Here is a 14,410-nt window from a genome sequence, read left to right as displayed (position 1 = left end):
TTTATTTTGTTAATATATGGTTCATTTGAATGGTAAAGAATTAACTAAATTCGATATTTTGTTCAATATCCTCGATTTCATGTACTGTATATAAAAATTCCACATTACAAGGAATATCTTCCTTGACACTGATTGTTATAGTTGCATTGATTTTTATGCTATATGCTTTACCACTCTTTAAAACAGACTGTTGAACTCCATCTTTAATAAAAGAAACCGAGACATTGTTTTTGGAGATAGTAGATTCATTTGTTCCAGTCTCAGTATTTTTAGAAACCAATATATTGGCAGATACGAATAATTCAGGATTTTTCAGCATATAAGTATAGAAAGAGAACTCTTCTGCTCCCTTCAAATCTACAGATTCACCTAATTCACCCTCACCGGCTATCGGAGAAAAGACTGCTGAACTCTTTTGTCGTTTGGCCCGAAAGCTCAATGGCTTAAAGACTGCTGTAACGCCTGTGTTATCTCCATTAACCGTTATTTCACCAAAACTTACCTTAACACGTGCTGTAAGCTGTGATAGTTTTACTGTGATAGCTTTACTTTGATTATTATCAAGAGATATTTCTTTATTACTTTCCTCTCCAACTTTTACCAGTCTATCCAAGCTATTTACGGTCTGTGCCTTAAATTCATTATATGTATAAACCGCATCAAATTTCGCTTCATCATCTGTGTTTAAATTCGCAATAACAACAACATTGACAATACCTGCTTTACAATCAATGCCACCGATAGTTAAACCAGTAACGCCAGACTTCGTTGCATCTATATCATTTGTATTATTTGAACCTTTCAAATAACCGACACGTTCTCCCGATTTTGTTTCAAATACAGCAATAATATAATTTTTGATAGCAGCTTCTTCTGTTGTAGGGTCAATCGTTGTACCTGCTTTCGTGCTAACCCCTTCCATCACCATGCGTACAGATATAGAAGTTTCGCCGTTGTTTGTATTGTTGTTTGTCATGTTGTCGTCGAAACCTTCGATATCAGAAGAACAGGCTGCGAATGACAGAACCATTAAAATTGCTGAGATGATATTTTTTGCGTTCATAGGAATGAATGTTTTTTATCGAATTAAAATTTTACCCTTACGATTACAATGCAAATGTACGGCGACGGCAAATAGTGGATGATAGGCAAATATTACAGGGTGGCACGGTATTTTTTAAAGCCTTGATTTTGATAAAAACACCCTATGAAAACGATAAATTTACCCTGTCAAATAGGGGGATTAAGCGAAAATAAACGATCGAAAAAAGTCAACAAAAAATTATTCTCACAAGAATGATAAAAATGCCTTGGTAACTGAGAAAAGCGATGTTTTTTATGAATACCTTCCTAAAGGTGGCATTTATTACAGAAAAAGGGAAACGACCGGCTGATGACCTGCGTTCCCCTTTTCTTCTCAAAAATACAACACTAACTATTTATTCAATATCTATTCAATTTCCGGACGGTCGCCTCCGCCTCCCGGGGTTTCCGGGTCAGTAGGAGTATCAGGTTCGGTGGGACGAACCGGACCTCCGGTCGACGGGGGAACAGATTGTTTCAAAACTTGCTGCTTATAATGTACTATCTCCTGGTTTTGTAATGCGATCAGGTTCTTATAAAGGGCATCCCCTTCCAATACGGCATGCGCATTGATCTGCCGGACTACTTCCTGATAAACTGCATCGGTCGCTTTACGGGCTTCGGCCAATTTATAATCCGGTTTGTCGAGTAATTCTTTATTACGGCTGTCGGTATAATTGCGGACATTGAGGTTTGATTCTTTCAACTGGGTGAGAAACAGTTCCAGTCCGAGTTTACGAACTTCTGCCGCATATTTATTTTCCAGGTCGTATATAATGTTGATCAACAGACCGGTCTCTTTATCCAACTGGCCTCTTACATTCAGTTTGTAATCAATGATCAACTGGTTGATCTTGACAGCCGCATCGTGAACTCCCGGATCAGCAACAGACATTTGTGCCTTCACAACCGCTTTTATCGCCATGAAAAGCGTGTCACGTTGTTTATCATATTCGTCTATCTTGTCTGAGTTCAGGCTTTTCTGCGAAATTTTCAAGGCGATATCTTCATTGTCGATGGCTTGTTTGTAGGCGGGCAAAACCTCCGTAAGTTTACCTTTCACTGCCGTATCGGCATCGATACGGCTATAAAAATCGACATTGTAAAGATAGTGTGCTCCGTTATTCATACGGCCGACACTGATTGTGCTAATTTCCATGTTATTTATGATTTTAATGATTTATTGATCTTGCAGTGCTGCACAGCGTCCATACAGTCCTGTTTGAGGCTTTTGCAGTACTACAAACTGTCCACGCAACCGTGTTTTGCCTTTTGTAGCACTGCAAAACGTCCGCGCAGTCGTGTTTGGAACTTTTGCAGCGCTGCAAGAACCGTTACACGAGTGTATGGGAGGTTTGCAGCGCTGCAAAAGGTTTTTATCAGTTTACATCTTCATGTTGTGTCTCGACCGACCACTCTTCGGGAGTAACGGTCACCCTGACATAGGCATTTTCCTTATATTCTTCATCGCCAGAGCCTTTACCGGTGATCGTGGCACTGATACGGATCACGTAATTGCGGATGACACCGGCAAGGAGATGGTCTGTATTATTGGCATCCGTCCCCTTCATATTCTCCAGCCTGATAAAGAAATAGCGGTCTGACAGGATCGGAGTATCTCCTTCAAGGATATCCCCTTTCAAGATCAATGTTGTGGGATTCGATGTTTCCGTATTCTCCGTTACGTAGCATTGCCATTTGTTCGCTGGGACATAACTATCATTCGCTCCGATCACAACAGGATTCTCACCGACAGCCGGAAACAGGTCGAGTCCGGAAAAATAGTTTTCGCCAGCCTCCCGTCCGTGAAGAAAAGTTCGTCCCTCCCCTGTAAGTTCCACGGAAGCATCCGTGCTTGAATGATCCGCCAGGCAGGTCGCATTTTTAGCATCAATCACATAAATCCGCTTCAGATGGAAACGGGCTTTCGCTTCTTTCAGGTCGGCGGCATTATCGCCACTCCAACTGACGCTTATCTGCTCGAGGTCGATACGGCTGGCGGTACGGTAGACATTGACCGCTTCTTCAGATAGAGAACCGGCTCCGGACGGTTTATTGGGAAACGCTTTATCCGGTCCCCAATAGTTGGCTCCCGGCTTAAGCATTTGATCTGTAATAGTCATAAAACGGCTGCACATCGGCTGGTTATCGACCTTGATATTTTCTAAATCATAGGTCTTCGACTTCAATTCATCCAAATTTGAAAAACTCTGATTCCCGACGTTAACCAAAATCACGTAAGTGTATGGCGTATCGCTTTTGGCACTGATCCGTATCGTGTCGGGAGTAGTTTCCGTCGGTATGTCCTTATAATCCACATAAGCGGTCGTCAGCAAACTACCGTCGGCTTTGAACAGGGCGGCACAGATATTATTGATTTTCTTCTCGCCATTCTTTGTTTCCGGAGTCTCGGACTTTGCAGCTTTCGTCAGTATCGAACCCGGTGCGATCGCCATTGTCAGCGTTGCATCCTGCGGCACGACCACTTCGGGACCGTCATCGCCATCGGACGAACAGGATACCAGGAGGCTTAATGCCAGCAGGAAGGGAGTAATATTGATTGTTTTCATATCATTCATTTTTTATTCAACTTCTTCGGTTTGATGTACATATCCCCAACCCGCCACTTCGACACGGACGTCGAGCGAGGCATCGTCATTCTCGTCGGGGTCGAAACTCGTTTCCGTGAAGGTGACGTGGAGACGGTAGATATAATTACGTTTCACAAAATTGTGGTCGTAACCGTTCAACACACCGTTGCGGTTGATCGGCGAAGTGAAGATGCGCGTCTGGTTCGTTTCCACCAGGGTCGCCTTTACGACCAGTAGTGTCGGGTCATTGCCGGACGCACTGTTTTCGAAGGCATAGGTTTCGAGAACAGGAGTCAGGCTCGGTGTATTGTCGGTTACCGTCAGGCTGAAATCACTGCCGAGATAATCGGACGGATAAGAACCGGGGGCAAAAAGGGAAGCGGCTTCCGTGACGCCCGCCCCATAGAGCAGGTTTGCCTGTCCGGAAGGAACTTCTACTTTACCCCAATCCCCTTCGCTGAAATAATATGAATTACTTTTTACATTTGCCAGGGCGATATGGTCGATCCGCACAGTTTTCCCTTCCAACAGGGAACCGGCAAAACGGGTTTCGATCGTATTCATTTCCACACGAGCAGCAATACGGGTGAGCAGCAGAGGGGTGGAAAGATTATCAATGTTCGTTCCGGCTGTATAGCCGATCAGGTTGTCCTCCCCTTTCACCAGTGCTTGTTCCGTACGGACTACCTGTGTGCTGAAAGTCAATGATTCCTGCGTCTGTGAAGAAAGGTCGGCCAAACGTGACTGCAAACCGGCATAGTTACCGACGGAACGATCTATATTTCCGGGAATGTTTGCCAACACGACCAGCATAACACGTTCGGGAGTAGTCTCTATATCGGTAATGACCAACTTATCGGGCTCGGGATTCTCCGCACGCCCGTAGCCGATCAATGCAGAACCGTCGCTGTTGAAGACAAAAGCGCTCAGGTTGTGAATGTCACTCTCGCCGGGTAAGGCATTCGGATCGTCGCCTGTTGCCTTACTTCCCGCCTGGCTGCGCAATTGCAACCCGACGGAAAGCTTGGCCTGTTCGACCGGCGGTGTGACTGGCCCGTCGTCTTTCGAACAAGAAGCCAACATGATGGCAACAACTATGGATAAAAGTAATTTATATCGGATCATCTTTCTGAACTGATTTAATTGTTGATTGATTTAAAATTCGATATGGTCGTCCACCGTACCCCAGGGACGGATCGCCTGGCGGACGGAAAGCAGGGCGCCATCTTCACCGAAACGCAGGATGACATAAAGCACTGCGGCTTCGGGAGCGGTGAGCGGTTTGCCGTCGTCGTCGTGGGTAGCCACAGCCAGCGTATTACCTTCGGCTGTCAGTTGCACGTTCAGGTTCTCGCCGGAACACATCCGGTAGTTGGGGGCGAAATATTCCTTGTTCTTATCCCAGTCGGCATCGGGATGGTAATAGACGCTGTCGCCTGTCAACTGTCCCTGATAGTCGAAAGCATCTAACGTGCGGTTGACGTAGTAGTTACAATCGGCATCGGCCGGTGAGTCATATTTCCTCAAGGCATATTTGATATTTTGTGTCACGATATTGACTTCCGAAAGTTTGGGGCGGACCACGATCGTGTCGTTATCGTAGAGGCTGCCTTCCGCTTTGGTCTGCACCAGACGGTTTCCGTAGAACAGGTCGTCGGGTTTCTGAGCCAGGCCGTCACGGCTTTTGAGTTTGATCTTCAATTCTTCAATCAACTTGCTTTCCGTGACAGTCTGATTTTGTCCGGCCAAATTTCCCCAGGCTATCACATGCAGGTTACAGTCTTCCGGATAATTCAGTCTGATTTCTTCGCGGTTGCGTATTTGCCCTTCCGTCATACGGACGGTTTGGAGATATTCGTAATTTTCATCGAAAACATAGAGGGAAGCATCTGACAGAGCACTTCCCGTGACGTCATCGCCCTTCGCATTTTCCGCCTTTAAAGTCAGTTTATAACAAGCTAGCAGATTCTCCTGGATACAACCGGAAAGCAACAGGGTTGAAGCGCAGACAGCGGCTGCCAACCATCGACAGGTATGATTGATATGTTTCATATTATATTTCGATTTCTTCATTTATGGTATATTCATCGAGCGTTATTCCTTCCCATGACTTTACGGTGATGGTAACGGATAATGTTACGTCATCCTTTATATCCGGATCCGGGGATCCTTTACCCTTAAGAGTCGCCTCTATCTTGTAAATAGTATTTCGCTGAACGCCGTTCTGTAGTTTGATACGATAATAACGGTTTGTAAGGGCAGGCTTATCTGCCGCATCATACCAACTACCTTTGAAATAAAGGATAACCGGGGTAGCTCCGTCTTTAGTAAACGAATTGGTCATTGCGTAAAAACGGGCGATGTCTTTATGAGGTTCGCTTTCATTACCTGCTATAGTAACGTCTGTCGCTTTTGTCAAATATTCAGCATATTCGCTACCGGAAGCAATCTCCCCTCCTACTTGAAGTTTTTTTTCTATACCACATAAATAACTGTCTTCTATAAACTCCATCGTATGCGGTGTTGCCTCTTTGGGTAAGGTCCAGTCTGTTTTCGTATCATACAAATAAGACAGGGGACGAACATTAGCAAGAAAAACCTGGGATAGTTTAAACTTCATTCCTTTCAAATTTTTATCTAGCCAATCATTGTCTATATCTACCTGACTTAAATCCACACAACCAACCACCCGCTTAACCTTCTCAGAAAACTGGTTTAGACCACCATTCTCCGCGGTCTTTTTGATCTCTACATCCCGGGCAATATTAGTCATAACAAAACCTTTTTCACCGACCTGACCGGCAGGTTTGTCTACCTGGTCAGCTAACGAAACTGTTTTATCATAATAATCTTCCGGCTTGAAAGAAGACATTTCTCCGGCATTTGCAATCACCAATAATTTATAAGTACCGGTTTTTAAACCCACACGAATAGTATCCTGAGCATCATCAATTTTGCGAAAAGCACGACCGGCAACTTCGTTATTACTATTGATAAAAACAACATTCAGGTCGTAGATTTCATTCTCGTCCTCAGTGCCCGGATCTGTTGTTGCGCCATCAGCCTTCGTTCCGTTAATACCGTCCACCGCTACGGAAACAGTGGCAAAGGCATCCTCACCGCCCGGTGTCGAAGCCGGTTCATCCTCCTTCGAACAGGCCGCCAGCAATAGACCGGATAAGAAGAACAGATATATTTTATTTCGTTTCATATCAGTTTTATTTTAGCTGTATTAATCAATTGAAGGATTCTCCACAATCTCACCCCAGGCCTGTACTTCGATCATACTTGTCAGCGTGGCATCACCGGACGGGTCATACGGAGTGTCAGAACCGGGACCTTTGATAACGACATCAATAGAGTAGATCACGTTGCGGCGTACATACAGATGATCCGTCACATTGGATATCTGATCGTGCTGTCGGTTTACAATTACGGGATAATAGGTATCCACGTTGCGGGGGGTCCCGTTTTTGTCGGTATAACGGTAAGTTCCGTGAAGGATCAGCAGCGTATGCCAAGTCGTTTCCTGCATATTTTCAAAAACAGTGTAAGCATTGGCGGCGCAGTTGGCGATAAGGCCCGTTTCGTCGGTCGCTGTACGGAAATCATAATTATAGGCTGTATGTAACTGATCCGACAGTTTGGAAGTACCTTCCTTATAAATACCTTCAACGTCGGGATTTGCACCTGTCAGGAAGAAATCAGGAAGGGAAGGGTCGGAAACTTCCACAGCGCCCCAATCTTCCATACTGATATAACGGGAATAATTTTTGACATTTGCCATAAACACGGATTCCAGTTTAAAACTGGCTCCGTTGCTATATTCTTCCAGTGGACGCAGGAACAACTGGTTCAGATAGACACGGGCAATCGTGCGGTAGATCGTCACCGGTGAAGCAGAGATCTGATTGGCTCCCGTCTTCTGCAAACCGATCGTATTTTTTCCAGGCTTCAAGGTATAAGTCTGTACTCCCGAACTCATTGTCGGGGCTGTATCTTCGTTTTCAATCGTCTTGGTAAGGGCCAGGAATTGGTCCAAAGTGGTTAAACCGTCGAAAGTACCTTCGGGTGCATTGGCGACCAGCAGCATCCGGATAGTCCCGGCTTTCAACGGGGTAATATCTTCAACAGTATTTGTTTGTGTGACTTCGCGGGAGACGATCAATTTGTCTGCATTCTCGCCGGAAGTGCCGAAAATAGCCACATAGAGTCTTTCGATTCCGGAGTCAGCGGCTCTGGTTCCGATCTGTGGAATCGTGATGCGTAATGAAAGTGTAGCATCTCCGGTTTCGTCTATCTCAGGATTCCCGTCATGGGAACAGGATAGCAAAGCGAGAAACAGGAATACATTGTAAAATAAAACCCTACTATTCATAAATTATATTGTTTTATAAATCGTCAAACCGGAATATTTTTTGAGAGTGAAACCAACCCGGGAATTACCCCGGATTGGTTCGTTAGAATTTCGAATAAGGAAATTTAAACTTAATAAACTAGTATAATTGATTGTTAGTCGATGCTAGGATCAAGAGTGACCGTGCCCCAAGGTACAATTTCAATATTTGATGTTATTGATGCAGCTTCAGTCGGAGTTTCCGGATTATCACTACCAGGACCTGTAATAGTTGCGTTAATTGCATATTTCACATTACGTAGGACACCGAAATGCGCTAAATTTGTATAGCCACTATCATTTTTAACCTCACTTGCTGTTTCATTATTATTAATGTATACAGTCCAGTAAGCGTCTTTTGATGTTACAGTTTGACCGTTATTAGCTGTATAAGTATAAGTTCCTTGAATAACTAAAGCTGTTGCATTCTTAACATTAGCTATTCGAGAACTAGAGCTATTATCATATACAAAGAACTCTCCATTTTCTGCACTAACTTTTACTTCATTTGTTCCTGTAATATTCTGAGAGAAAGAGTGAGTATAAATACCTTCAGCACCTGTTAAATTAGGAACAATATTATCATCACTTTCCGTATCGTTTACAACAGGACACCATGCAGTAGCAGCACCAAAAACTTTTACATCATTACGATAATGCATAATAAAAGCTTTGCTTACTACTAACTTGGCATCCGTAGCAAAATCCGCACGTGGTTTTAACGTGATACTTTCCAAATCAATGTTAGCGACATTTCGGAATACTTTGATGTTTTCTTCAAATTGCTTATCATAAGCAGCAAATCCTTCATCAGTTAACGAAATGATATTTCTACCTTTCACCAAATTATAACCTTTAACAACACTAGCCATCAAAGGTTGAGCAGAACTTAATTCGGCTTTCGATATTGCCTTTTTAAAGTCATCGATGTTTGTCTTTCCTTCGAACACTTTTGCTGGGGGATTCACAACAACCAAAACATTAACAGCTCCTGCTTTTGCATCAATACAAGCAGTTGTATCAACACCAGAATCCGCATCTCTTTCTTTGTAATTGATCAAAGCACCCGAAGCCATATTTTCCATTGCTCCATCATTAAAAACAGCAATACCAATTTTACCGACTTCCCCATTAGTAGAAGATTTTGTCTGGCTTTTCAAAGAAGAGCCATTAGAGCCGATCGAATTAAACGCTACCGTTACAGTAGCATCCAACTCCTGTGCCGGATCCGGAATATTAGGATCGTCATCATTTGAACAAGCGCTGAAAGCGCAAGCAACCATCGTTGCGTAAATTAAATTTTGAAATTTCATAACTTTATATATTTTAAAAGTGATAAATCATTTTACTACCCTATACTTATTATTCTCAGATTTCTCTTTTGACTATCCAAATAATTAAGTTTTCTGTATCATTGTCTCTTGTTGACAGTGCAAATGTAGAAAGCTTTGTTTTTAGGACTTGTCGGTATATTTATCACTCATGTGAGGTTATTTTTAAATGATAAAAATTCCTCTGTTTGTTTACATTTGTTTTAATGAATACCACGCTTATGCCTTTACCGGTTGTCCATATTGAGATGGATTGACCCCATATTGTTCGGTAAAACGCTTGCGGAATGTCGCCATATCGTTGAATCCGACCATTTCACAGACCTCTATAATAGAATATCGCTGCTGTAAAATTAATTCAGCTGCGTGTTTGATACGGACACTCCGCGTCAGTTCCAGGATGCTGCAATTTGAAAACGCTTTTACTCTACGATAAAGCGTCGGAATACTCATACTCATTTCATCTGCCAAAAATTTTGCATCAAAACAAGGATCATCCAAATGCTCCTCGATAATCTTTACTATTTTATTCATAAAAACATTTCCTGCCGCTTCAATCTCATTTAACGGGGCAGGTACTGCAACAACCGCATCTTCCGTATCCGTTGCCGACTGGGTATAGAACGCCCTCATTTGCTCACGGCGTTTAAGCTGACTGATCAATTTACTACGCAATACTTCAAGGTCGAAAGGCTTAGTGATATAATCGTCTGCCCCTGCTTCAATACCAGCTATCACATCTTCATTCTCTACTTTGGCTGTCAACATGATAACAACCGTCTGACTGGTTGCCGGATTCGTCTTTATTTCCCGGCAGGTAGTGAATCCGTCCTTTACAGGCATCATAACATCACACAAAATACCGTCCGGATGTTCTTTTTTTGCCATTATAACACCTTCCTCACCGTTACGAGCCTCGAATATCTGGTATTCCTTTCCTAAAGCCAGTTTCAAGAACCAACGGATCTGGTCGCTGTCGTCAATAATCAGGATTTTCTTTCCGGTCTCTTTCTTCTTGGGGATAAGCTGAACGAATCCGGCAATCTCTTCCTTTTGAAGTTCGTTAAGATTTACCAGGTCACTGTCAGGTTCCACAAATTCGACTGGCAATTCCATCAAAGACCGTTTTCCCAACGGAATAAGGATCATGCAACGAGTCCCGCTCTGTCCTTCCATCGTCTCCTGAATAAATTTTGCATGTACCGATTCTGCCATATCTGCGATCTGCTTCAAACCGATACGGGCACTGTCCTGCGCATCAAGACCGTCATCCTGCACACTCAAGGAACAACAGGACTTGCCGTCGACTTTAACTACTGCTATGTCAATCGTAATCTTCCCGTACATAAATGTATTCTTCAAAGAATTGGATAACATAGTACGCAAAGCATATTCCATCTTCCGGCGGTCTACCCACACCCATAAAACAGGTGTCTGCGTATTGATTTTAAAATCAATATTGTTCATGGCAATCCAGTCAACAAACAGGTCGCATATCTGCTTCGTTATATCCACCAGATCATAGCGGGCTATTCGCATATGGTTAGCGACATCATCACCGTGGCGAATATCTTGCAACTGATACATCATATCCTGCAAAGCAAGTGTATTGCGATAGGCCGAAAGAACCTGGGTGGAAACCAAACCATCGAGTTCACGATTCTGCACTAACTGTCCCAAGTATCCCAATATCAGGGAGAGAGGCGTACGCATCTCATGTACCGCTTCAACGAAGAAAGAGTTATGGAGTTTTTCCAATTCCTCCGCTCTCCGGATGGCTTCTTTGTATTTGGCTTCATGCTCATGGCCCCAATCGTCCGTCTCCCTGATCTTCTGTACCATGAGTTGTTGTATCTCACGGTTCTTGATGGTCAGCGTATCGACGGTCCGCTTCAACTCTTCGTTCTCTTGCTTGAGCTTCACAACTTCTCCGTCTCCTTGTCTTTCCTCTTTTTCCTGTTTATTATTAAACAGACCAGCGATTAGTGTTCGAAATTGATTAACCATTTCCATATGTATCAAGATTTACTATTTTTCATTTACTGATATCATTGATATTTAACATATCTTCCCCTATTCAGTAGAAGTTCGGTATCTTTTTTATGGATTTACTGCTGATTATTGCCTCAAAGTAACCAATCATACGAGTCCGATTGTAGAACATAAATTACATGTAACTACTGACAGACAACGATTTACACTTTATAGAACAATATATACATAGTCCATACAGAACTATGGTTCAGAGAGATAGACAATAAATTTCTGTTGTTTTTCAACAGAAATTTAAGGTCCCCTATTAAGGAAGAATGAAAGATGATAAAAGAATAGAGGAAGAATAGCCCCTATCGGTTGGAATTATTTTTTCCTGTAAAGATACCGGATAAATAACAGGCCTGTAAAGCCACAAAAGAGAAAGAAAAAGAGTAAAACAAGGGTCACGTTATAAAATAAAGCCTGGAATTAGTTCATATCAGATTATTTTATACCTTTGAATCCGAAAAATATGGAGTTCTGTATGAACTCCGTTCATTTTCATTGCTTATTGATCTTCTCAATAAGAGCCTCACACGGTTTTAAACGGATTGTTTTACGGGGATTAAGCATCACTTTCTCTCCCGTTCTCGGATTCCGGACCAATCGCCGTGACTGAGGTAAAATAAATATCTTGCCGAACTCATGGATTCCTACTTTTTCATCAGTTATTACCCCTTCAACTACAATATCCAACAACGTATTCAGATAAATACGACTATCTACCAAAGTTATATCCAGCCTTTCTGCCAGCATTCTAACGATTTGTGTTTTATTCATTCTCTACTAATTATTAACTGCGAAAAATTCATTTATTATACCGGTCACAAAGTTCGGACTTTCAATCATACTACACAATCCGGATTTTTTTCATAATATGTTCTGTTTTTTCTTTTTGATCTGAATATATAAGCGAACGCCACTTTTGTATAAGAGATGAAACTTTACAGTATTGTAGCTTTGCAGAGTCATAACCACTAATAAAATATTTACATTTCAAAAGAATATAAAATGAGAACAACGAGTAAATTAATCACTGGAATACTTGCACTGGCTTTATTGAGTGCCTGTAGCAACGACGAAATGAATGAAAGAGGTAACGAAGAGAAAGCATCTATCACAATCACATTGAAAGGTGAAAATCTGTCATCGAAAGCGACAGGCAGTACTTCTGATACCGAAACCGATGAGCGGAAGATCGTAAACTATAAAGTCTACGTTTTCAGTTATAACAGCGGTGTATTGGAAAAAGAGGTAGACGGTGCTGTCAATAACGGTATAGCAGGATCGACACAGGTCGACGGGCTGAGTACTGCCGGTACGAAGCGCGTGGTAGTTGTCGCTAACCTCCCCGCCAGATTTCCTGCCGTCAGTAACTATACCGACTTTGAAACAGCCACTTTCGACCTCGGATTGCAAAACCCGGCGAACCGTGCAACAACAGGTCTTGTCATGAGTGGCGAGTCACCAGAACTGACATTGACCAGCGGAAGTCCTGTCCCGGTAACCGTAAGTATCAGACGCGTGGTTGCCAAGATCGAACTGGGTTCGGTCACCATTACTCCCGAAGCCGGACACACCGAACCGTTTGTCCTGACCCATGTCAGCATCCAAAAAGCGAAGTCGAAAGCAACTATCGGGCCGAATACTGTCCTGTCTGAAATACCGTTCTACGGCGGATTCGGTGGTACGGAAAGTAACATCCCCACACCCGACAACTATCTGCTGGATGCCATCACGACCGATCAGCCGAACGGAACCGCCAAATCCTTCGATAACTTTTTCTATGTATTCCCGAACGAAGAAACAGGAGCAGAAACCTTGTTGACCATCAGCGGAACATACAAAGGGAGTACCACCCATTTCCCGTTCCGTATCAACAGCATCGTTTCCAGCACCGCCGACGGAACACTCATCAAACGGAACACCCGTTATATATTAAATGTAACGTTGAAGAAATTAGGAAGCGGAACAACCGATCCTGACGGTCCGGGTGATCCGGCAGCAGTCGAAGTTACTGTCACTACCGAAGGTTGGGAAGATCCGCTGGAACAGGATGTAGAATGGTAAGATCGACAATCAGAACCATCGTTCTGTTGTTGTTGATCTGGGGACAAACAAGTTGTATTCGTGAAGGTTTGCAGGAGTGTGAAGAAGTGTATTTCATAACTATAAAAGTGGTGGATATGCTCACCGGAGAAGATATCACCGCTTCCAGGGAAGTCAGCCATGCCATTCTGTTCGTTTTTGATGCGGACGAACAATACCGGTACACGGTCAGAGCCGACTCGAACCAGGTCCGGCAAAGAATACCGATACCCATCACTCTCAAAAATACGGATCACTACTGGCTGTCCGTCTGGGGAAACCTGGACGGGAACCAGTGTATCACTCAACTGGAACCTTCCAACACCCTCGATAACCCAACTGTCTCCGCATCTGGAAAAGAAGGCGAAAACCAGTCTCAGACACAGGACGACCTCTTTTTCGGTATTGCGCAGATCGGTAAATCCCCGATCAGAAATGAAGAAATAATCATTTCCAGGAAAAATGCCCGAATGTATCTGACCGTCCGGGGCCTTCCGGCCCTTCATAAGGCGATAGATTATTACTTCACAATCCATCTGAACAACAACGGATATAATTTTAAAGGGACACCGATCCCGAATGCAATAGTAATCAAGCAAAACGGCATCACGCTCGCAAACAACGATTTTGTCTCTCCCTCCTCTTTCAATCTGATCCATACGGACAGCAGCCGGGAGGATTACGCAACTGTCAATCTTTACAGAAGATCGGATACAGAATACGGAGAAGACATACTTATTGCTAGTATAAATTCTGATTTAAACGGAAATCCCATTGTTCTTCCAGCCGGCCGGACAACCAATCTGCTGATCGACCTGCGCCAGGAGATCAGTGTCCACATCAAAACAAGTCTCTGGGACAAGACAGAACAATGGGTCGAATGGTAA

General features: G+C 43.3%; 12 protein-coding genes. 2 read left to right on the top strand and 10 right to left on the bottom strand.

Features of this window, described 5'->3' with window-relative positions; translation table 11 throughout:
• Positions 1 to 40: 40 nt before the first annotated feature.
• The 10 genes from C825_RS14620 to C825_RS14575 all read right to left on the bottom strand — a co-directional run bounded on the left by C825_RS14620 (position 41) and on the right by C825_RS14575 (position 12,215).
• A complete protein-coding gene (locus C825_RS14620) occupies positions 41 to 1,063 on the bottom strand; it encodes a fimbrial protein (RefSeq protein WP_010803008.1) in 1,023 nt (340 codons plus the stop codon).
• Between the two features lie 387 nt (positions 1,064 to 1,450).
• The gene (locus tag C825_RS14615; protein ID WP_007657002.1) at positions 1,451 to 2,242 is read right to left on the bottom strand and encodes a DUF6261 family protein; all 792 of its coding nucleotides are present in this window, start codon (positions 2,240 to 2,242) and stop codon (positions 1,451 to 1,453) included.
• Between the two features lie 220 nt (positions 2,243 to 2,462).
• Positions 2,463 to 3,653, bottom strand: coding sequence for a fimbrial protein (locus C825_RS14610; protein WP_007657003.1), 1,191 nt, complete (start codon positions 3,651 to 3,653; stop codon positions 2,463 to 2,465).
• A gap of 12 nt (positions 3,654 to 3,665) precedes the next feature.
• Positions 3,666 to 4,799, bottom strand: coding sequence for a fimbrial protein (locus C825_RS14605; protein ID WP_010803007.1), 1,134 nt, complete (start codon positions 4,797 to 4,799; stop codon positions 3,666 to 3,668).
• A 30-nt stretch (positions 4,800 to 4,829) separates the two neighbouring features.
• Positions 4,830 to 5,726 (bottom strand): FimB/Mfa2 family fimbrial subunit, encoded by an 897-nt coding sequence (locus tag C825_RS14600; protein WP_007657005.1) that lies wholly within the window; start codon positions 5,724 to 5,726, stop codon positions 4,830 to 4,832.
• A 1-nt stretch (position 5,727) separates the two neighbouring features.
• A complete protein-coding gene (locus tag C825_RS14595; RefSeq protein ID WP_007657006.1) occupies positions 5,728 to 6,885 on the bottom strand; it encodes a fimbrial protein in 1,158 nt (385 codons plus the stop codon).
• Between the two features lie 21 nt (positions 6,886 to 6,906).
• Positions 6,907 to 8,052 (bottom strand): fimbrial protein, encoded by a 1,146-nt coding sequence (locus C825_RS14590; protein ID WP_010803006.1) that lies wholly within the window; start codon positions 8,050 to 8,052, stop codon positions 6,907 to 6,909.
• A gap of 134 nt (positions 8,053 to 8,186) precedes the next feature.
• Positions 8,187 to 9,383 carry a hypothetical protein gene (locus C825_RS14585; RefSeq protein ID WP_010803005.1) on the bottom strand — a complete coding sequence of 399 codons (1,197 nt, stop codon included), beginning with the start codon at positions 9,381 to 9,383 and terminating at the stop codon, positions 8,187 to 8,189.
• A gap of 237 nt (positions 9,384 to 9,620) precedes the next feature.
• A complete protein-coding gene (locus C825_RS14580) occupies positions 9,621 to 11,414 on the bottom strand; it encodes a hybrid sensor histidine kinase/response regulator transcription factor (RefSeq protein WP_010803004.1) in 1,794 nt (597 codons plus the stop codon).
• A 522-nt stretch (positions 11,415 to 11,936) separates the two neighbouring features.
• Positions 11,937 to 12,215 carry an HU family DNA-binding protein gene (locus C825_RS14575; RefSeq protein WP_010803003.1) on the bottom strand — a complete coding sequence of 93 codons (279 nt, stop codon included), beginning with the start codon at positions 12,213 to 12,215 and terminating at the stop codon, positions 11,937 to 11,939.
• Positions 12,216 to 12,446: 231 nt separating this feature from the next.
• On the opposite strand from C825_RS14575, the gene C825_RS14570 reads away from it, so the two are divergent.
• Entirely contained in the window at positions 12,447 to 13,505 is a 1,059-nt protein-coding gene (locus tag C825_RS14570; protein ID WP_010803002.1) for a fimbrial protein, read from the top strand.
• The gene (locus tag C825_RS14565; RefSeq protein WP_044214391.1) at positions 13,499 to 14,410 is read left to right on the top strand and encodes a FimB/Mfa2 family fimbrial subunit; all 912 of its coding nucleotides are present in this window, start codon (positions 13,499 to 13,501) and stop codon (positions 14,408 to 14,410) included. The genes C825_RS14570 and C825_RS14565 overlap by 7 nt, the downstream gene beginning before the upstream one ends.

Source organism: Parabacteroides sp. ASF519 (genome assembly GCF_000364265.2).
In the GTDB taxonomy this organism is placed as follows: Bacteria; Bacteroidota; Bacteroidia; order Bacteroidales; family Tannerellaceae; genus Parabacteroides; species Parabacteroides goldsteinii.
This window is presented reverse-complemented; position numbering and strand designations above follow the sequence as displayed.